The sequence below is a fragment of the Ruminococcus sp. NATIVEDY161 genome (assembly GCF_045819895.1).
Classification (GTDB): Bacteria; Bacillota; Clostridia; order Oscillospirales; family Acutalibacteraceae; genus Ruminococcoides.
This window is the reverse complement of the sequence record NZ_CP162392.1, coordinates 909214-925566: the sequence shown is the minus strand read 5'-3', so window position 1 is coordinate 925566 and position 16353 is coordinate 909214. Positions and strand designations below refer to the sequence as shown.

The 16353-nt window shown below is 47.0% G+C and carries 19 protein-coding genes; 14 read left to right on the top strand and 5 right to left on the bottom strand.

Annotation, left to right across the window (positions count from 1 at the left end; all coding sequences use genetic code 11):
- Window position 1: 1 nt before the first annotated feature.
- Genes AB1I50_RS04435 through AB1I50_RS04425 form a run of 3 tightly spaced genes read left to right on the top strand, consistent with a single transcriptional unit; the run spans window position 2 to window position 4287 of the window.
- Window positions 2–1678 carry a [Fe-Fe] hydrogenase large subunit C-terminal domain-containing protein gene (locus tag AB1I50_RS04435; RefSeq protein ID WP_407725033.1) on the top strand — a complete coding sequence of 559 codons (1677 nt, stop codon included), beginning with the start codon at window positions 2–4 and terminating at the stop codon, window positions 1676–1678.
- Window positions 1671–2843, top strand: a complete 1173-nt coding sequence (locus tag AB1I50_RS04430) for a SpoIIE family protein phosphatase (RefSeq protein WP_407725032.1) — start codon at window positions 1671–1673, stop codon at window positions 2841–2843. Before AB1I50_RS04435 ends, AB1I50_RS04430 begins: the two co-directional genes overlap by 8 nt.
- A 10-nt stretch (window positions 2844–2853) precedes the next feature.
- Window positions 2854–4287: a 4Fe-4S dicluster domain-containing protein gene (locus AB1I50_RS04425; protein WP_407725031.1), complete on the top strand. Its 1434-nt coding sequence runs from the start codon at window positions 2854–2856 to the stop codon at window positions 4285–4287.
- 83 nt (window positions 4288–4370) lie between these two features.
- On the opposite strand, the gene AB1I50_RS04420 is transcribed toward AB1I50_RS04425, so the two are convergent.
- Together AB1I50_RS04420 and AB1I50_RS04415 are read right to left on the bottom strand one after the other, a co-directional pair.
- On the bottom strand, window positions 4371–4727 hold the full coding sequence (locus AB1I50_RS04420; protein ID WP_407725030.1) for a TnpV protein: 357 nt from the start codon (window positions 4725–4727) through the stop codon (window positions 4371–4373).
- A gap of 3 nt (window positions 4728–4730) precedes the next feature.
- On the bottom strand, window positions 4731–4910 hold the full coding sequence (locus AB1I50_RS04415) for a hypothetical protein (protein ID WP_316612775.1): 180 nt from the start codon (window positions 4908–4910) through the stop codon (window positions 4731–4733).
- A gap of 501 nt (window positions 4911–5411) precedes the next feature.
- Here AB1I50_RS04415 and AB1I50_RS04410 point away from each other — a divergent pair.
- From AB1I50_RS04410 to AB1I50_RS04375, 8 genes are all read left to right on the top strand, one after another.
- Window positions 5412–5894 carry a GNAT family N-acetyltransferase gene (locus tag AB1I50_RS04410; RefSeq protein WP_407725029.1) on the top strand — a complete coding sequence of 161 codons (483 nt, stop codon included), beginning with the start codon at window positions 5412–5414 and terminating at the stop codon, window positions 5892–5894.
- Window positions 5895–6205: 311 nt separating this feature from the next.
- Window positions 6206–6970 (top strand): zinc ribbon domain-containing protein, encoded by a 765-nt coding sequence (locus tag AB1I50_RS04405; RefSeq protein WP_407725028.1) that lies wholly within the window; start codon window positions 6206–6208, stop codon window positions 6968–6970.
- A gap of 95 nt (window positions 6971–7065) precedes the next feature.
- Window positions 7066–7470: a helix-turn-helix domain-containing protein gene (locus tag AB1I50_RS04400; protein WP_407725027.1), complete on the top strand. Its 405-nt coding sequence runs from the start codon at window positions 7066–7068 to the stop codon at window positions 7468–7470.
- Between the two features lie 179 nt (window positions 7471–7649).
- On the top strand, window positions 7650–8378 hold the full coding sequence (locus AB1I50_RS04395; protein ID WP_407725026.1) for an ABC transporter ATP-binding protein: 729 nt from the start codon (window positions 7650–7652) through the stop codon (window positions 8376–8378).
- A complete protein-coding gene (locus tag AB1I50_RS04390; protein ID WP_407725025.1) occupies window positions 8375–9118 on the top strand; it encodes an ABC transporter permease in 744 nt (247 codons plus the stop codon). The genes AB1I50_RS04395 and AB1I50_RS04390 overlap by 4 nt, the downstream gene beginning before the upstream one ends.
- A 142-nt stretch (window positions 9119–9260) precedes the next feature.
- Window positions 9261–9848: a TetR/AcrR family transcriptional regulator gene (locus AB1I50_RS04385; RefSeq protein WP_407725024.1), complete on the top strand. Its 588-nt coding sequence runs from the start codon at window positions 9261–9263 to the stop codon at window positions 9846–9848.
- A complete protein-coding gene (locus AB1I50_RS04380) occupies window positions 9845–10618 on the top strand; it encodes a histidine kinase (protein ID WP_407725023.1) in 774 nt (257 codons plus the stop codon). The genes AB1I50_RS04385 and AB1I50_RS04380 overlap by 4 nt, the downstream gene beginning before the upstream one ends.
- Window positions 10585–10821 carry a LytS family sensor histidine kinase gene (locus AB1I50_RS04375; protein WP_407725022.1) on the top strand — a complete coding sequence of 79 codons (237 nt, stop codon included), beginning with the start codon at window positions 10585–10587 and terminating at the stop codon, window positions 10819–10821. The genes AB1I50_RS04380 and AB1I50_RS04375 overlap by 34 nt, the downstream gene beginning before the upstream one ends.
- 165 nt (window positions 10822–10986) lie before the next feature.
- On the opposite strand, the gene AB1I50_RS04370 is transcribed toward AB1I50_RS04375, so the two are convergent.
- The 3 genes from AB1I50_RS04370 to AB1I50_RS04360 form a co-directional block, all read right to left on the bottom strand.
- Entirely contained in the window at window positions 10987–12708 is a 1722-nt protein-coding gene (locus tag AB1I50_RS04370) for an alpha/beta hydrolase (RefSeq protein WP_407725021.1), read from the bottom strand.
- A gap of 22 nt (window positions 12709–12730) precedes the next feature.
- Window positions 12731–13849, bottom strand: a complete 1119-nt coding sequence (locus AB1I50_RS04365; RefSeq protein ID WP_407725020.1) for a serine hydrolase domain-containing protein — start codon at window positions 13847–13849, stop codon at window positions 12731–12733.
- Between the two features lie 152 nt (window positions 13850–14001).
- Window positions 14002–14838, bottom strand: a complete 837-nt coding sequence (locus AB1I50_RS04360) for a helix-turn-helix domain-containing protein (protein WP_407725019.1) — start codon at window positions 14836–14838, stop codon at window positions 14002–14004.
- A gap of 195 nt (window positions 14839–15033) precedes the next feature.
- Here AB1I50_RS04360 and AB1I50_RS04355 point away from each other — a divergent pair, with 195 nt between their 5' ends.
- From AB1I50_RS04355 to AB1I50_RS04345, 3 genes are read left to right on the top strand one after another with little or no spacing between them, the layout of a single operon-like run.
- Window positions 15034–15267, top strand: coding sequence for an aspartate dehydrogenase (locus AB1I50_RS04355; protein WP_407725018.1), 234 nt, complete (start codon window positions 15034–15036; stop codon window positions 15265–15267).
- 24 nt (window positions 15268–15291) lie between these two features.
- Window positions 15292–15615, top strand: a complete 324-nt coding sequence (locus tag AB1I50_RS04350) for a TfoX/Sxy family protein (RefSeq protein WP_407725017.1) — start codon at window positions 15292–15294, stop codon at window positions 15613–15615.
- Between the two features lie 4 nt (window positions 15616–15619).
- Window positions 15620–16348 carry a ChbG/HpnK family deacetylase gene (locus AB1I50_RS04345; RefSeq protein ID WP_407725016.1) on the top strand — a complete coding sequence of 243 codons (729 nt, stop codon included), beginning with the start codon at window positions 15620–15622 and terminating at the stop codon, window positions 16346–16348.
- Window positions 16349–16353 lie beyond the last annotated feature (5 nt).

Sequence of the window (16353 nt, the reverse complement as noted above, 5' to 3'; positions counted from 1 at the left end):
GATGTCGAACTGTTTGACATTAAAAAAATCTAATTGCAAAAACTGCTATAAATGTATTCGCCACTGCCCGGTAAAGTCCATACGCTTTTCCGGAAATCAGGCGCATATAATCGGCAACGAGTGCATTCTTTGCGGTCACTGCTTTGTTGTGTGTCCGCAAAACGCCAAGCAAATCGTTGATGACACCGAAAAAGTACGCGTTCTGCTGCAAAGCGGAGCCCCAGTGGTCGTCAGCCTCGCGCCGTCCTTTATCGCCAACTATGCCGGCGTGGGTATTGACTCGATGCGCGCCGCTCTGAAAAAGCTCGGTTTTTACGACGTTGAAGAAACCGCTGTCGGCGCGACGATCGTCAAGCGCGAATATGACCGCATTCTGCAGGATGAGAACAGGGATATCGTGATCTCCTCCTGCTGCCATTCCGTGAATTTGCTGATCCAAAAATATTTCCCGAGCTGTCTGCCGTATCTTGCCGATGTTTTGTCGCCGATGCAGGCACACTGCAAGGATATCAAGACGCGTATCCCCGACGCTAAGACCGTATTTATCGGTCCCTGCGTTGCCAAAAAAGACGAAGCGGAATATTATGAAGGCATTGTTGACGCCACGTTGACCTTTGAGGAGCTGTCCGCGTGGCTGAAAGAGGAAAACATTGCCCTCGAAAAGAAAACTGACCATACAGAGAAAAGCCTTGCCCGGTTTTTCCCGACAACCGGCGGTATTCTGAAAACAATGACACAAGAGGCGCAGGACTATACTTACTTTGCGATCGACGGCATAGAAAACTGTATAGCCGCTCTGAAAGACATTGAGGACGGCAATGTTCACAAGTCTTTCATTGAAATGAGCGCCTGCGCCGGAAGCTGCATCGGCGGTCCCGTTATGGAAAAGCACCGCCTTAACCCGGTCAGTGATTACACGGCAGTTGCCAAATACGCCGGTAAGTATGATTTTGAGGTCGAACAGCCGGAAGCGGTAGAAACGAAGAAAATGTTTGAGTTCATATCCCCGCGTTCGGCAAAGCCTTCAGATTATGAGATCAACCAGATTTTGCGGCAAATGGGTAAATTCAAGCCCTCGCAGGAGCTAAACTGCGGCTCCTGCGGTTATGATACCTGCCGCGAAAAGGCTGTCGCCATTTATCAGGGCAAGGCGGAGATCTCCATGTGCCTGCCGTTTTTGAAGGACAAGGCAGAGAGCTTCTCGGATACGATCGTTAAAAACACGCCCAACGGTCTGATCGTCGTGAACGATCTGCTGGAGGTGCAGCAGATCAATTCCGCCGCGCTGAAAATATTGAATCTGCGCGCCGCGTCCGATGTTATGGGCTCTCAGGTGGTGCGGATCCTCGACCCGCTGCCGTTTTTGAACGTGCAGACGACCCACCGCGGAATATACAACGAGCGTACATTTTTAGCCGAGTACGACCGATATGTCGAAATGACGGTCGTTCCCGACAAAGAGAGCAATATGTTGATCTGCATTATGACGGACGTCACCGAGGAGGAAACCGCACGCCGCCGCAAGGAGGATATCAGCCGTCAAACGGTTGAGGTCGCCGACAAGGTGGTCGATAAGCAAATGCGCATAGTGCAGGAGATCGCTTCGCTGCTCGGAGAAACTGCCGCCGAAACGAAAATTGCGCTGTCAAAGCTGAAGGAGTCGATTACGGATGAATGATTTATGTGCGGAAATCGGCTACAAAAGCATTAACCACGACGGCGAACAGCTCTGCGGCGACCATATCGACATCGTAGAACAGAGCGGTGATTCTACCGTTATCGTGCTGGCAGACGGTATGGGCAGCGGAGTAAAGGCGAGTATTCTGTCTACACTCACCTCCAAGATCATCTCAACCATGATGGCGGCAGATTTGCCTTTGGAGGAATGTGTTTCTACCATTGCCGCAACGCTCCCTGTCTGTTCGGTACGCGGCGTTGCGTACTCCACCTTTACAATTATGCACATTATCAACTCCCGCACCATCGAGTTGATACAGTACGACAATCCTCATATAATTTATATCCGCGACGGCGATCTTTACGATTACGCCAAAACCGAGGTCAATATCGGCGGAAAAAAGATATACAAGTCCGTTATCCGCTTAAAGGAGGATGACATTATCATCGCCATGAGCGACGGTTGCCCTCACGCGGGGATCGGTATCGCGTATAACTTCGGCTGGAAGTGGGAGGACATTGCGGAATATATGCTGAGTATGTCGGGCGGCTGTTTTACCGCGAAGTCGCTTTCCACGATGCTGATAGACGAGGTCAACAGTCTTTACGGCGGAAAACCCGGCGATGACGCGACCGCTTGCGTTATCAAGATCCGCAAGCGCGTGCCTATGAATATCCTTTTCGGCCCGCCCTCCGACAGGGACGACTGCGACCGTATGATGAGCCTGTTTTTCTCAAAGGAGGGCAAGCATATCATCTGCGGCGGAACGACCTCTTCCATTGCCGCAAAGTGGCTGCGGAAACCGCTCAGACCAAAGCTCAGCTTTGAACGCAGCGATGTGCCGCCGATCGCGGAGCTGGAGGGCGTCGATTTGGTGACCGAGGGCGTTATCACCATCAACAAGGTGGTGGAATATGCCAACGACTATGTCAAAAACAACGATTTCTATGAGGAATGGGGCTACGGCAATGACGGCGCTTCGCTTATCAGCCGTCTGTTGTTTGAGGAAGCGACGGATATAAATTTTTATGTCGGCAAGGCAGTTAACCCGGCACATCAAAATCCCGATTTGCCGATCAATTTCAACATTAAAATGAATTTGGTGCAAGAGCTTTCAAAGGCGCTCAAGCTGATGGGCAAACGCATCAAGGTCAGTTATTTTTAGGTGAACGTAAATGAATAAGTTAAGAAAATTTGATACCAAGGTGCAGTATCTGAAATACAAGGTGCTGCGCGAGGTGGCGCGTCAGGCATGGAACGATACGCTGCTTGAGAACGTGCTGGATATTCCGAAAATCATCGTTCCCGGCAAAACGCCGACCATGCGCTGCTGCGTATATAAAGAGAGGGCGATCCTCGCCGAACGCGTCAAAATCGCTATGGGCGGTAACTCTGACCGTCAAAACGTTATAGAGGTGATCGACATAGCCTGCGACGAATGCCCTGCCGCCGGTTATGAGGTCACGGATTCCTGCCGCGGCTGTCTGGCGCATCGCTGTGAGGACGTCTGCAAACGCGGCGCTATCTCCTTTGACTACAACCATGTGGCGCACATCGATAAAAGCAAATGCGTGGAATGCGGTCAGTGCGCCAAGGTATGCCCGTATTCCGCGATAGCCAACCGTAAGCGTCCCTGCCAAAATGCCTGCAAGATCAAGGCTATCAGCATCAACGACGACAACGCGGCACAGATCGACGACGAAAAGTGTATTTCATGCGGCGCCTGTGTTTATCAATGTCCGTTCGGCGCTATCAGCGACAAATCATTTATTTTGAACGTAATAGATTTGCTGAAGAAATGCGAGCAGGGAAGAAATTATAAGATCTATGCTGTTGTTGCCCCGTCGATTTCCAGCCAGTTTACTTACGCAAAACTCGGTCAGGTTATATCGGGACTGAAAGAGCTGGGATTTCATACGGTCGTAGAGGCAGCTCTCGGTGCGGATATGGTAGCGCAGGCGGAATCAAAGGAGCTTGCGGAAAAGGGCTTTTTGACCAGCTCCTGCTGCCCCGCCTTTGTGGACTATATCAACAAATCATTCCCGCAGCTTAAATCGAACGTCTCTCACAATCTTTCTCCGATGGCGACGATCGCCAAGTATATCAAAGAGACAACGCCGAATGCAAAGGTCGTGTTTATCGGACCGTGTACGGCTAAAAAGATGGAGGTCCAGCTCGATACCGTCAAGCCTTATGTGGATTCCGCGCTGACATTTGAAGAATTGCAGGCGCTGTTTGACAGCCGAGATATTGACCTCAACACGCTGGAGGAAGGCGTGCTCGACAACGCTTCCTACTTCGGAAGGATCTTCGCTCGCTGCGGCGGACTTGCCGACGCGGTCGCCGAGGGCTTGAAGGAGCAGGGGCTTGATGATTTTGAGCTGAACGCTGTTTCGTGCGACGGCATTGAGGAATGTAAAAAAACGCTGACAATGAAGAGCAAAAATCTTTTGAAAGCAAACTTTATCGAAGGTATGGCGTGCGTCGGCGGCTGTATCGGCGGAGCGGGTTGTCTGACTCACGGCGCAAAGGACAAAATGCAGGTAGATAAATACGGACAGGAAGCAATGGAGAAAACCATCCTTGACGCTATCTCGATCCTTAAATAGTTCAGTTCAACCGTTTTTATTCTTTCAATTTGATAAAATATGCAAAAAGCCTGATGACTTCTATCGAAATCATCAGGCTTTCCTTATGTGTAAATCAATTCTGTATTTACTATCTCCTGTGCTCTATTACGGATATTGTTCATCTTACTCACCCATAGCATTGGATTAGATGCTTTGAGTTGTTCGGTGCAGCCTTCTTCCTTAGCGAAAGCCTGTACAAGCTCGTCGTACATCTTCCGTGCCTGTTCATCAATATCGGCAAGATATTCGTTTAGCTTGCATTTGGTAAGCAGGTTGGTGTAGAGAACAGGGCGGCTTCGTTTGATATTGCGAAGGTGTTGTTGTCCCCACAAGCCGATTGGACGGCTATCCTGTTCGGGTAACTTTAGATTGGGAAGTAAATAATCTCCCTGCTGTGTGTATGTAATCTTTGTCGCCATAATTCAGACCTCCTTGATCTTAATTCTCTTGACTTTGGCTTTCGTGAGCTTGATTAGCAGCTCGTCAATGATGTCGGTGTATCTGCCCTGTGATATGAGGTCGTTCCTCAAATCAATCAGGCTGTTGATGACCGTGCGCCGTTCATCAGGCGTTAGGTATAAATGGTATTTTGGTTTTTTCATTTCATTACCTCCGTTTGTTTGATATAATCAGTATAAACGAGAATGCTTGAGAAATCGAATGTGCGGATTGAATTTTGTGAAAACTTTTGGGGTGCGTAAGCGCGTGACTCGGGAGAGCGCCAGGTTCGCAATCTGGAGGTCAGGGGTTCGATCCCCCTATGGTCCACCATATATTAAAAAGGCAGAACACCATAAAGGTGTTCTGCTTTTTTAACTGTCGGTAAAGTGGAGCATAGGGGGATCGAACAGGGCGTGCCGAGGTTCGAGCTGCGCGAAGAACCGAAGGTAAAGTCGTTTCAGTGAAACGATTTTAGCCCGCCGAGCAGCAGAAACTTAACCAATCCCGCACACCGCAACAAGCGAGAAGAAACTTTTGAATTATGCAAACTCACCTATGGTCCACCACGAATTTTGGGAGTATCATCACGATACTCCCTCTTTTCTTATTGTGAGTTTTGTGTTATACTTTTGGACAGACAAATTGAATTAACGGAGGAAGCAATGATTATCAGAGAATACACTATGGGTGATTTGAAACAAATGATAATGATTTGGAATGAAATTGTTGATGAAGGTATTGCGTTTCCGCAAGAGGACTTATTGGATGAGCAATCAGGTAAACAATTCTTTGCGTCACAAAGCTATTGCGGAGTTGCTGTTGATGAAAACAATAAGGTTCTGGGACTGTATATTCTTCACCCAAATAATGTCGGCAGATGCGGACATATATGCAATGCAAGTTATGCTGTATCATCTTTGTGCAGAGGACAACATATAGGTGAAAAGCTTGTTATGGACTGTATTCAAAAAGCTAAAGAAATAGGATTCTTGATTTTACAATTCAACGCTGTTGTTGAAACCAATATTCACGCAAGACATCTTTACGAACGATTGGGGTTTAAGCAATTAGGCACGATTCCCAAAGGTTTCAGGATGAAGGATGGTCATTTCGATAATATCTGTCCTTATTATGTAACACTCTAAATTACGCTCCTTCAATTAAAATGGGGTTTGCAGATATAGGCTTATCAATCAATAAAAGAATAGCAATCTTTTGGGGAAAAGATAAGGCAACAGCGGGTTGCTTGTGTTTTATTACGGTTTGTATTATACTAATTCCTGATAGAAAGTAGACTTATATTTTGCGAGGATATTTTTCGCAAGACAAGGCGGAGGACGCGGCAAGGCTGACGCCTTGCAAGGACGACAACGCAGTATTGTGGAAAATAGACCGCAAAGATTGTCTGCTTTTTATTAGGTATTAGTATTAGTATTGGTAACAGGGAGGTGTTTTTATGAACACAAAGGACGTTATCTATGAACTGAGGACAAGGAACGGACTGTCGCAGGACGAGCTTGCCGAAAAGGTATTTGTTACGCGGCAGGCGGTGTCGCGCTGGGAAAACGGCGACACCGTGCCGAATACCGAAGCACTGAAGTTGCTATCAAATCTTTTCAATGTTTCGATCAACACGCTGCTTGGTTCGCCACGTCAGCTGATCTGTCAGTGCTGCGGTATGCCGCTTGACGATACGATTATCGGCACGGATAAGGACGGCGCACTGAACGAGAACTACTGTAAATGGTGCTACGCGGACGGGCAGTACACCTACAGCGACATGGACGAGCTGATCGACGTCTGCGTAAAGAATATGGTGAGCGAACAGTTCACCGAGGAGCAGGCGCACGCCTATTTGAAGCAGACGCTGCCGCAGCTCGATTATTGGAAGCGCTATGAACAGCTGAGCGACAACGGCGAGTTTGAGCAGTTCAAGCAACAGCTGATCGACGAAATCAACGCTCTGCACATCGAGGGACTGCCGAAGGTAGAGCGCCTGAACGCGCTTGTCGGAAGCTTCGTCAATCTTGCTTATCCCCTGCCGAGCGGTGTCAGCGCTAAGTTCCTCAACGACAACAAGACCTATCTCGGCAACCAGCTTGAGTCGGAATTCGGCGGCGGACGCTGCTTTGGCGTTTTAGCAAATATGGATTTTATTCTGGTCAGCACCTATGAGGCAGAAGGTAAAAAACCGGAATTGGTGCTGTATAAAAAGAGATAAGCTCTTTTGCGGCAATAAAACAACCCATTGGCAGGCTGATACTTGCAATCATTTAGAAATAATGGTAGACTATACATAGTAAAGAGGTGATTGCGGTGATAGCAAACAATATCCGTTTTCTCAGAAAACAAGAGAATCTCAGTCAGGAGAAATTTGCCGAGCGTTTCGGCGTCTCGCTCCAATCCGTAGCGAAGTGGGAAAGCGGAGAGAGTGTTCCGGATGTATTGAAATGCCGTGAAATAGCGGAGTATTATACTCTTTCAATCGACGTACTTGTATCCGTGCCGCTCGATGGTTTGGATGCGAACGAAAATACTGCTGACGGAAAGTATATTTTCGGTATGACAGAGGTTACGCAGGACGGACAAGTCAAAATCCCGGAATATGCCCGCGAGGTGTTTGATATTCACGCGGGAGACAGACTAATGGTGATGGGAGATACTTCAAGGGGCGGCATCGCGCTGGCTAAAATCTCTTTAGGTGATATGAAAACAGAATAAATTTATGCGGTGCTGCCTTTATTATTTCAACCGCATATTCAGCGTCGTCCTCAGGGGCGGCGCTTTTTTGCTACGATTTTTAACACACTTGGTTAATCCCGGTTGGTAGAAAGCAGCGTACCGTAATGTTATACTATACATAACAAATCACGGCATTATCATACTTTGGGAGAATCGATATGGAAGCCATCAAAACAGAAAAGCTGGTAAAGAAATATAAGGACAAAACAGCGGTGAAGGGATTGGAGCTTGCCGTTTATCAGGGCGAGCTGTACGGTCTGCTCGGCGTCAACGGAGCGGGCAAATCCACTACAATCAAAATGTTGTCCTGCCTGACACAGCCTACTTCGGGAGAAGCATGGGTGATGGGGCGCAGCATAAAGAATGAAGCGGAACAAGTCAAGGCGATCATGAATGTTTCTCCGCAAGAAACCGCCGTTGCCGCTAAGCTGAGTGTGCGCGAAAATCTCGAATTCATCGCCCGCATCTATGGCTGCAACAAGAAAGAATCCAAGGAAAAAGCCCGGAAGATGATCGAGGATTTCTCAATGGAAGAAATAGCTAAATGCCGTGCTGCGACCTTATCCGGCGGCTGGCAGCGCAGGCTGAGTATCGCAATGGCTCTCATCACTCAACCGGATGTTCTTTTTTTGGATGAGCCGACCTTAGGTCTTGATGTTCTGGCTCGCCGTGAGCTTTGGAAATCTATCGAAGAATTAAAAGGTAAAATGACAATAATCCTGACGACCCATTATTTGGAGGAAGCAGAGAGCCTTTGCGACCGTATCGGTATCATGGCGCGCGGAGCGCTGTGTGCCGAGGGTACCGCAGAGGAGTTGAAGACAAAAGCCAACACAAATGATTTTGAAGAAGCGTTTATTACGATATCAGGAGAGAACACAAAATGAGAACCATAACCTTTGCTTCACGCAACACAAAAGAGATCACCCGCGATAATCTGACCTTGATTTTCGGTATTGTGTTTCCCCTCATACTCCTGTTATTGCTGTCGGCAATCAACAAAGCCATCCCCCGGGGATACGGTCCGACAAATTTTCAGATTCAATACTTAGCGCCCGGTATCACAGTATTCGGTCTCAGCTTTTTATCCTTGTTCTCTTCCATGCTGATTGCGAAAGACAGAACAACCGGCTTTGTCCTAAGACTGTTCACTTCGCCGCTGCGCCCCTCTGAATTTATTCTCGGTTATACTATGCCGATGATACCGATTGCGCTGACTCAATCAACCGTATGCTATCTGTGCGCGCTTTTTCTCGGTTTACCGTTTTCGGCGAATCTGTTAGCCGCTGTTGCGGTGAATATCCCGATCACAATCGTATTCATCGCGTTGGGTCTGATGTTCGGCTCCGTGCTGAGCGAGAAGGCGGTCGGCGGTATATGCGGCGCTCTGCTGACGAACCTTTCCGCATGGTTCTCCAACATCTGGTTTGATACCTCAATGGTGGGCGGCGCTTTTGAGACCGTATCGAATATCCTTCCCTTCTCGCATGCGGTAAAAGCGGCTCAGGCGGCAGCGGCAGGTGATTTTGGCGCGATCTTCCCTGAGCTGTGGTGGGTCGTTGCCTACGCGGTAGTGCTGACCGCTGCCGCAGTAGCGGTATTTGCCGTTAAACTTAAGAAAAACTAATGTAATGATTCCGCCGGATAAGCTTCTATTCGGCGGAATCAATTGTTTTATGGCAGAAATAAATAAATTTCCTCTTGACAGACTAATAACCATTAGTTGTAATGAGGCTAACGGTTATTAGTCCTTTTCTTTGGAGGATATTATGACGACAAGAGATAAAATACTGAACGAAACGCTGACGCTCTTTTCAGAGAACGGTTTTGACGGAACGAGCGTGGAGCAGATCGCCGAAAAGGGCGGCATTAAAGCGCCGTCGCTCTACAATCACTTTAAGGGCAAGGAGGATATTCTGAACGCGCTGATTGACACGGCAGAGGCGCGTTATGAAGAGAGCTTCGGCTCTGAGAAGCATTTCGGCAAGTTGCCGCACAGCCGGGATGAATTTATTGCAATCGCTATGAAAAAGGTGGAGTTTACCGTTTTTGACCCGATAATCGGGAAAATCCGAAAATTCCTTGTTCGTGAGCAGTTCAGAAGCGAGCGCTTTGCCGAAATCACCACACGCCACCAAATCGGCGGTGTTCAAAAGATGTACGCCAAAATCATCGAAGATATGATGAACGAGGGCTTGTTCAAGCAGGACGACCCGTCGCTTCTCGCCATGGAGCTGACCTCGCCTGTTGTGGTGATGATTGCAAAAGCCGACAGACAGACGCAGTACCGGCAGAAGGTTATGCAGGACATAGAAAAGCACCTGCGGCATTTTTGCGCTGTATATATGATGGGGTGAGTATAATTTTAGAAAAGATTGTCGTATACTTTGAAGCTTTACTTGCGTCGGTTCTAGTGCCTCTGCCTACAATTTTGCTTTTGCACTACTGCGGAGAAAGCGTTAAGAGCAGCAAGCTGTTTCACACTGTGATTTTGCTTTGGCTTATCTGCTTCTTTGCGCTTAGTATTGGGCAGTTTACAAATTGGTTCTATGTTGTAACTCCTAATAATGAATTTATCCGCACGTCGTTGTTACCATTGCCGATGCTTCCGCTGGTACTCGGTATGTTCGTTAATATTGTGGGCTTAATCCGCAGGCGAAAAAAACTGTCAACCCGGTATTTGGTCGCTTTCTTAATCTTTTTGCTGCCTTTTACAGGCTTCCTTACCGTGCACGCGTTCATCGACATTGTGCCGTTCCTTTTCTCAGGAGTAGGTATCTGCGCGCTTTCGATGTGCTATATCATTGTCTCAGACCAAATTATTCATAATTTTCATCAGCAGCGCGAGATTGCAAATCAGCGTGCCAGCGTTATGGTGCTTCAAATGCGCCCTCATTTCATTTACAACACGATGATGAGTATTTACTACCTTTGCAAGCAGGATGCTGACAAAGCGCAGCAGGTAACGCTGGACTTCACTACCTATCTGCGCAAAAACTTCACGGCTGTCCAAGCGAAGAAGCTGTACCGTTCAAGGACGAGCTCGAACATACCAAAGCGTACCTTGCCGTGGAACAGGCACAGCATGAGGATATGCTCTGCGTCGATTATGACACTCCGCATATAGATTTCAAAGTGCCGCCGCTCACCTTACAGCCGCTTGTGGAAAACGCTGTAAAGCACAGCTTAGATCCAAACGGTGAGGCGCTGCATATCTATGTCAAAACACGGCTGACGGATTCGGGAAACGAGATTATTGTCGAAAACAACGGACTTGATTATCAGCCGTCTACCGACAATGAACCTCATACTGCACTCGCTAATATTTAGCAGCGGCTTAATATGATGTGCAAGGGAACATTGAAAATCACACCGCGCGAAGGCGGCGGAACGGTTGTGAAGGTTACAATTCCCAATACAAAACAATAAACCCCTCTTCATTAAACAGCCGGCGAATCAATCCGTTTGATTCGCCGGCTGTTGCCTGTAAATTTATCACTTTTCCGCTGAATAGTCCGACCAATTTCCGGCGGAATATCTGCGCTTTGATTTCATCACACCGGGATCTGCCTTCGGTTCTACGGACATATCAATTTTGTAAAGCTTACCGATAAGGTCGTTGTTGTACGGAATATCGGTTGTCTGGAACGCTTCCTTACCCTCGGACACCTCTCTGTCGGTAACGCCCGAGTCAAAAATAATTCCCTGATTTCCCCACGGAGCTTTAATTCGGTAAATATCGGAATTATCAATCCGCTCCATTTGAAAGCCCGGCCATTCCGAAAAGTAGTAGGGTTCCTTTGTGAAGCTGTTGAACGCCATTCCGCCCCACCAGTAGGCGTAAACCTTATCCCACTTGGTTTCGCTGTTGTCGTAGTAGATATAACCCGGCTCGATTTTGCTTGGATCAAGCTCTAATTCTTTTAGCATTTTCTCAAGCGGATCGCTTGTATCCTTATACTGAACGGGAGAGGCAAACTCTAAGCCTGCGACATTCTGTGTAAAGACCGCCTCCAAGAACTCGGGATAAATACCTCTCCAATACTCGATCATATGCTCGCCGGTTTCGTTTTTGTTGAACACGAGCTTATCCTTTGAATATCCGTCATCAATCAGGCGATTGTACATAGTCTGAGAAACGTCGCCGTTATCACCGTTATATCTTCCGGCGTAAAAATACAAAAACGGCGCGTTATCCATATTAATTTTATCTTTCAGAAAATCCGTCCACTGCTTGTCGGCGTACATATCAAAGGTCGCCGACATCACGCCGCCTGTACCGAACTTGTCGGGGTGTGACAGAACCGTGTAAAAGGTCTCGAGACCGCCTAAGGACGAGCCTGCCAATGCGGTATGCTCCGCGTCGGTATAGACGTTATAGTTTTCGTTCACATACGGCATAACAGTATCGCAGACGAAGTTCGCAAAGTCAGAGCCGCGCTTTTTTGTTAATTCCTCGGGCTTTACGTTTTCGGGTTCTTTTTCGGTATTTATATCGCCCAAATCGGGAACAAGCTCATCCCATCTGTAGAAGTCATTGTTTTCGATGCCGACAATAATCGCCTTATTATCGGTGACAGACATCATACTTTCAAGGTGTTCGGCAACGTTCCAGCAAACCGTATCGTTGTCCATTCCCCTGTCCTTGCCGGTTGTAAGAATACTCTGACCGTCAAACATATAGATGACGGAGTATTTATCCTCCGCGCTTTTATCATAATTTTGCGGTGTGTAGATATAGACGAGCTTATCACGTCCGTCAAACTTTAATGCCTTTGTTTCAAACTTAGTGTCATAAACAGGCTCTTTGCCGGTAATATAAGGAAGAAGCTCATCTTTTTTTAGGTACCAGCCGCTGATAAAGCTGTTAAACGCAACGTCCATACTTGACTTTTCGCCGAATTTAACATGAACCATATTGTATAGGTTTACGTCCCCCTGACAAGTGAAAATATTGTTTGCGCCCTGCTCGCCGTTCTTTTTCATCTTGACTGCGGCGGTTTTGCCGGTTGATGTATTCAGAAATACCGCTGTGATATCTCCTGCGTCCTTAGCCGCGCAGACCGTCAGCGTATGAAGCTTTTGCTCATTTGTTTTCGCGGCAGCCGCGCTGTTCTGAGCCTTTGAACTGCCGGAAGTTCCCGAGTTGCCTGCGCAGGCTGTCAATATTGAAAGAAAGATAACCGCGCACAGTATTCCTGAGATGAGTTTTTTCATAGTCTTTGCTCCTCGATTTTCTTTATTGTTCAAACAAAACGCTTAACAGCGTCTGCGGAATTTCCTGTACATACGACATTCCTCTGCCTGTGTTTGACACCGCGAACAGATATACGTCACGCTCGGTATTGATATAATCAACCGCTCCGAAATGCGGCGGAATCTGTCCGTTATGACCCGAGCCGCCGTACGGCATATGCCAAAAGCCGTAGCAGTATTCCTCTGTGCTGTTCGGATTCACGGTTTGAGTCATTTGCTTAAACGCGTCGGCAGAGATAACCTTTCCTCCGCTCAGTCCGCGCATCCATTTGTCCATATCCTCAGCGTTTGATACAATATCGCCGGCACCCTTGGTTATTCCGGGATTGTAGAAACCTTCTTCTATTGATTTCGTTTTGGATAGAGCGAAAGTCCACTCGTGATTTTCCGTTACTTCATCGGTAAAGCCGGTGTGGGTCATCTCAAACGGTTCAAAAAAGTTTTTTCTGAGATAATCTTTATAGGTAACTCCGCTTACCTGCTCAACAATATCCGCAAGCAGGAAGTAGTTTGAGTTTGAATACTGATAATCGCTGCCCGGTTCAAAGATGAGCTCTTTGTCAAATATAGCCTTCTTGATTTTTTGGATATTTTCCTTCTCGTTTGTGCCTATGTCAACCGGATTAATCAGCTCAAGAAAGTTTGTCAGTCCGGAGCTCATATTAAGCAGGTTTTTGATTGTCATCTTTTTTCCGTTTTTATATTCGGGAAAATACTTGTCCAGCGTATCGTCAACACTGAGTTTTTTTTGGTCGCAAAGCAGCATAACGCAAGCCGCGCAAAATTGCTTTGAGACCGAGCCAATCGGCATTGAAGCGCCAATCGTCAGCGGCTTGCCGTTATCGTCGTTGCCTTTTGTATACTGATATACAACACTGCCGCTCTTTGAAATTTGAAGAACGCCTTTGTAGTTCAAGTCCGTCAATACCTTATCGAGCTTGCTTTTCATATCCGACGTAATAGTCTCAGGCTGTGTTGCCAGGGCTTCTGTAGTTTGTACTTCCGTTGACGAAGCCGCAGAGCTTTCCGCAGACTTAGAACCGCATCCGGCAAAAGAAGCAATCATAACAATGATTAATATAATCGCTGATATTTTTTTCATAATAACACTCCTCACGTAAATTTTAGGCAATACCGCATAATTCAGGTGTGCGGTGTTGCCTTTATATCTATATAATAAAACAGCTGCCGACGTATATCAAGCAACTGTTTACATAAACATTAAATCATAAGGAGCCAAATTAAACTATCGGTTTAAAAAATCGGTTTTTTTCTATCGCAAATACCGAAAACAGGGTATGGAGAGCCCTTGGCGATTCCGTCCGCGTAGCAAAGCAGCGGAAGCACGTTTGTCTCAAAGCGGATGATATAAGAATTAATCTCTCCGTCGACGGACGCGATTTTCATCGGATGTACAATCTGTTTGTCACAGAGCGTTTTCATACAGCGTTCAACGTCGTGCGGTTCAAGTCCGGTGCCCTGAGATATGAGCGGCGCGGTGACCGGAATATCGGATACCGTATAAAGATAGTAGAGGATTTTAAGAGTTTTTTTATCCGCGAACAAAGCAAAAACCTGCCTGATGGCGTCTTCGCTTTCAAAGTGCGACAAAATACCTTCTTCCTGCGGACGTATCATCAGAAAAAAGTGGCGAAAATCGTCTGTAATCCGCGCCAAGGCTAAGCCGTCGTCACACAATAGCTTAGAAAAGTAATTATTGCGTTTATCGCTTTTTTCGGGATGACCGGTAAAGGTATCGGCAAAATCTTCCGTCAAGCTCTCGTCGCCGGACAGACCCAAAATAAGCGACCAGCAGTAATTAAACGCAGAGCGGAATGCTTCATCCTGCGGCATAGCGCTTAGCTTTTTCATCAGCGTAAGCCTTATGTCCTGCTCCTCTCTGCCAAACAGCGCGTCAATGCTTACCCCTAACGCGTCGGCAAGCTTAGGCAAAACCTCCGCGTCGGGCGTACCGCCGCGTTCCCATTTTGAAACAGCCTGAGTTGTTACGCCTATAAGGCTTCCGAGCTTTTCCTGTGTGTATTTCTTTTGATTGCGGTATTTCTTGATTTGCTTTCCGATGACGCTCATTTTCAACCCTCCGTTGATTTTATGTTATTATTGTATCAAATCATACGCTGCTTGTCTATGCTGAAATTAAATTTTTCGCATTTTGAATTTGATATTTTTTGATTTAGTTCATACGTATAAAACCTATTGATTTATCGCCGTATCTTGGTTATAATTTAGTTATGGATTTTCATATAAAGAGTGGGGGACTGCGGTATGAAGAAACGCAAATTTTCAATTTTCAAAACAGAGCGGTTTGATACAAAGCCGTTTAATCCCGAAACGCAGTACGCGGTTATCCGCAGCTCAATCTGCACAGGTGAAAAGGTCGCAGGCTTTAGGGATAAAAACGGCGGACACTTTACCGAGGTAATGCTAATCCGCAACAAGCAGGATGAGCAGGAGTTTAAGGAGAGGTACGGCGTAGAAAATCTCCGCGTAGAATATTGAGAATATTGATTGAGAGGTATAAATATGGCTTCTTCAAGGGAATATCTTGACTTTGTGCTCGAGCAGCTCTCTAAGCTTGACGACGTGTCGCACAGAGCGATGATGGGCGAGTACATAATCTATTATCAGGGAAAGGTTATCGGCGGAATTTACGACGACAGGTTCCTCGTAAAGCAGACAAAATCAGCGAAAGAATTAATGCCCGACGCCGCGCTCGAACTGCCGTATGAAGGCGCAAAGGAAATGCTTTTGGTAGATAACCTTGACGACAAAGAGTTTTTGGCTGCGCTGTTTAATGCGATGGTAAACGAACTGCCTGCGCCTAAAAAAAGGAAAAGCAAGAGGTGAGAATATGCGCCTGTTTATCAACGGCGACGATTACGGTATGAACCGGAGCTGTTCATGCGCGATTGCCGAAGCGCTCGGCAGGGGATTGATTGACGGCACGACAATGATGGCGAACGGCGAGTACTTTGACGAGGCTGTAAAGCTTTCTTTCGAGTGCGGTTTCCAAGGTAAAATCGGCGTGCATTTTAACCTCACCGAGGGCAGACCTCTGACAAAGGAGATAACAAAAATCACCGCGTTTGTTAGAGACGGAGTTTTTCACAAGGAGTATATTCGTTCACCGCGACCGCTTACGGAATTCGAGAAAAACGCCATGTATTCTGAGCTTTCGGCGCAGGCTGAGCGAATTAAGCAGGCAGGAATAAACGTCGTCAGGGCGGATTCCCACCACTATATCCACACCATTGAGCACTTAGCGCCGATTATCGCTCGCGTTTGCAGGGAGCAGGGGATAAGGCAAATCCGTCTTAACCGCACCTATGATACGCCCGAACATCCTGTTATTACCGAAGGCAGAATATCAAATAATTTTTGGCGTGAAAACGGCTTTATCACAACCGAATATTTCGGGAGATCGGCGGACTTGCAGTCGGGGATTGTCCGCGGATATACCGAGATTATGGTTCATCCCGACTACGATAAAAACGGAATTTTAATTGACCGAACAGGATTGTCAGATGGTTATCCGACAGGCGGTCCGCTTTCGGTTATAAACGATATTAAGAAGAATTAGGAGGA

Bases quoted from the DNA above. Each gene is read 5' to 3' on its own strand.
- AB1I50_RS04395 (WP_407725026.1), top strand. From the start codon at position 7,650: ATGGAAGCCATCAAAACAGAAAAGCTGGTAAAGAAATATAAGGACAAA.
- AB1I50_RS04350 (WP_407725017.1), top strand. From the start codon at position 15,292: ATGGCTTCTTCAAGGGAATATCTTGACTTTGTGCTCGAGCAGCTCTCT.
- AB1I50_RS04435 (WP_407725033.1), top strand. From the start codon at position 2: ATGTCGAACTGTTTGACATTAAAAAAATCTAATTGCAAAAACTGCTAT.
- AB1I50_RS04390 (WP_407725025.1), top strand. From the start codon at position 8,375: ATGAGAACCATAACCTTTGCTTCACGCAACACAAAAGAGATCACCCGC.
- AB1I50_RS04355 (WP_407725018.1), top strand. From the start codon at position 15,034: ATGAAGAAACGCAAATTTTCAATTTTCAAAACAGAGCGGTTTGATACA.
- AB1I50_RS04375 (WP_407725022.1), top strand. From the start codon at position 10,585: ATGCTCTGCGTCGATTATGACACTCCGCATATAGATTTCAAAGTGCCG.
- AB1I50_RS04385 (WP_407725024.1), top strand. From the start codon at position 9,261: ATGACGACAAGAGATAAAATACTGAACGAAACGCTGACGCTCTTTTCA.
- AB1I50_RS04370 (WP_407725021.1), bottom strand. From the start codon at position 12,708: ATGAAAAAACTCATCTCAGGAATACTGTGCGCGGTTATCTTTCTTTCA.
- AB1I50_RS04420 (WP_407725030.1), bottom strand. From the start codon at position 4,727: ATGGCGACAAAGATTACATACACACAGCAGGGAGATTATTTACTTCCC.
- AB1I50_RS04365 (WP_407725020.1), bottom strand. From the start codon at position 13,849: ATGAAAAAAATATCAGCGATTATATTAATCATTGTTATGATTGCTTCT.
- AB1I50_RS04425 (WP_407725031.1), top strand. From the start codon at position 2,854: ATGAATAAGTTAAGAAAATTTGATACCAAGGTGCAGTATCTGAAATAC.
- AB1I50_RS04430 (WP_407725032.1), top strand. From the start codon at position 1,671: ATGAATGATTTATGTGCGGAAATCGGCTACAAAAGCATTAACCACGAC.
- AB1I50_RS04360 (WP_407725019.1), bottom strand. From the start codon at position 14,838: ATGAGCGTCATCGGAAAGCAAATCAAGAAATACCGCAATCAAAAGAAA.
- AB1I50_RS04345 (WP_407725016.1), top strand. From the start codon at position 15,620: ATGCGCCTGTTTATCAACGGCGACGATTACGGTATGAACCGGAGCTGT.
- AB1I50_RS04410 (WP_407725029.1), top strand. From the start codon at position 5,412: ATGATTATCAGAGAATACACTATGGGTGATTTGAAACAAATGATAATG.
- AB1I50_RS04415 (WP_316612775.1), bottom strand. From the start codon at position 4,910: ATGAAAAAACCAAAATACCATTTATACCTAACGCCTGATGAACGGCGC.
- AB1I50_RS04405 (WP_407725028.1), top strand. From the start codon at position 6,206: ATGAACACAAAGGACGTTATCTATGAACTGAGGACAAGGAACGGACTG.